This window comes from Massilia sp. BKSP1R2A-1 (assembly GCF_050586525.1).
Classification (GTDB): Bacteria; Pseudomonadota; Gammaproteobacteria; order Burkholderiales; family Burkholderiaceae_D; genus Telluria.
In genome coordinates this window covers 1-1,991 of the sequence record NZ_JBOBRE010000033.1, presented here as the reverse complement: position 1 = coordinate 1,991, position 1,991 = coordinate 1, and the positions used below count along the sequence as shown (strand labels likewise).

The 1,991-nt window shown below is 55.3% G+C and carries 2 protein-coding genes; both read right to left on the bottom strand.

Annotation, left to right across the window (positions count from 1 at the left end; genetic code table 11):
* Positions 1-188: 188 nt before the first annotated feature.
* Positions 189-1,061, bottom strand: a complete 873-nt coding sequence (locus tag ACQ7JA_RS24920; RefSeq protein ID WP_430902394.1) for a hypothetical protein — start codon at positions 1,059-1,061, stop codon at positions 189-191.
* Between the two features lie 700 nt (positions 1,062-1,761).
* Positions 1,762-1,991: hypothetical protein (locus ACQ7JA_RS24915; protein ID WP_430902393.1), on the bottom strand; the 230-nt coding region annotated here is incomplete at its 5' end.

Here is a 1,991-nt window from a genome sequence, read left to right as displayed (position 1 = left end):
CCCCAGTGATGAGATACTTCCTCAACGTTTACCCGGCCGGGTTCGTTTACACGGTCCTGCGTTTTTACACACGCTGGGCCCAAAGCGGACGTCCATGCTTCACAAAGCTGCCGTTCAACGTTCGACGTAAGGAGCGACTCGCTTGCGGGGCGGCCCCTTGATGGAGGGGGCGCCACCGTGCTCGCCGATTATGGTGTCTTAGGCCCAGCTGACTTGCTTTGCGTGCCGGCTGTTTGTGCACGACTGTCGCCAGCGCTAGCGATCAACTCTTGCATTCGCTGTGTCCAGGAGTCAAGGCGGGTGACCATGTCCTGTGGAACCTGATCGCTTTGCGTTTTCAGGCATACCATCTTCCAAGTTGCATGCGACAGTTGCGAGTGAAGCTGCTGCAGCCCTGCGGCAACTTGGCTTTGACGCGCCAAGTTGCCGTTCGGGTCGTAGAAGGCGATAACTGCTGCTACTGCAGTGCCAAGAGCGGGAAGTGCAAGGGCAGACAATCTGATACCGAGACCAACGCGATTTAGCTGCTTGCCTACCTCAGTAGAACTTAGGCCAACGAAGACAGTAGTAAGTAACCCGATGAGAATTGTCAGAAAGGTTCCGACCTGCGCTACGGTATACGCGCCGGACAGCTTCCCATCAAGTGAGATGCGCCGATCGAGCAATGAGTGGCTGAGGCGTGCAACCCGTATATATAGCGGGTGAACGGCAATTGCCCTCTCTCTTTCCCCTGTTCCATCGAGAAAGCCAGGAACGCCCGTGAGAAGCTCTTGAACTTCCATGGGAATTTCCTTCCTGGGAGGGGAACCAAGGCAGCGTTGTACCCATTGGGAGACCACCTGATGATCAGTGTTCGCGTTGCGCCCCTCTTCAGACAATTCCGGCGGGTTATAGATTGCCAGACCAACTGCTATGCGCGCTCTGGTAGTGACGCGCTCGGCGGCATCCGGTGGCAATAGTGCGAGGAGCGCGTTCACGATGATGAACAGCGCTACTGCGAAGATGAGTACTACAAGCGTAGCTTGGACGGTGTGCCAAGCTACTTTTCCGACAATCTTCACATTGCTTCCTCTCCCGTTAAACTGGTCACTGGTTTCCAATGGTGCCCATCGCTTCTATGGATACCATTTGTTGTTGGTCACAATCGTTATTCGTGAGTCAGCTTTTGGCCGTTTGCGGACCTATTGTAGTGTCTGCTTCCGACTCGAAGCGGACGGTCGCTGCTCTCACACCGGCTCCCAATATCCGCCTGAACCGTGGTATGTCTCTGCGTGGAGCCGGAAGGGTTGTGAGCACGCTTGGCATTCAAAGGCGAAGGAGACGACATCGTTCCATGGCGCGCCTTCTACAAGTTGACTGAACGTCGCACCGTTGCTCTGCTCGGGCAAAACTACTTCGCGAAGCGTCCCATCCTTTACGTTTTCAGAAACGATCTTAATGGCTCTGCTTAGATCGTTTGGGGAATCGATCCGATAGCGAACGCATAAATCACTGCAACCTGGACACGACATCTAGAAGACTCCCACCGTTGGTATGTTGTACGTCCGCTCCTGGCCGATTGCGGACGTCCAGAATAGCTCAGTGTAAGCCCTCGTTGCTGCCAGGACAAGCAGCGGAAATCGCTCCAGCGACCGCTGCCGTTGTGGCAAACTTTTTTAGTTTGTGGCTAACTTTCTTATTTTGTGGCGCACTTTTTTATCGCGCCACAAATGCCACGGCCGCGTCTAGCACGGCGTGGGTACTACTGGGTTTTCCGCTGGTTTAGTGCCGCGCGTCCGAAGTGCGCGTTTGCTTGGCCGATTCCTCTGCGACGCCGCGTTTGTACTCGGCTTCTGCCTCGGCATCACCAGCGAACTTCTCCTTGAACTCGGCCTCGGCCTTCACATCGCCGCGAACGAAATCGACGCCGTGCTGATAGGCGTAGTGAAGGTCCGCCTGGCGGTCCAAACTTGCGGGCAGTTCTTGTTTCATCGTCATCCCTGTATTCGTTC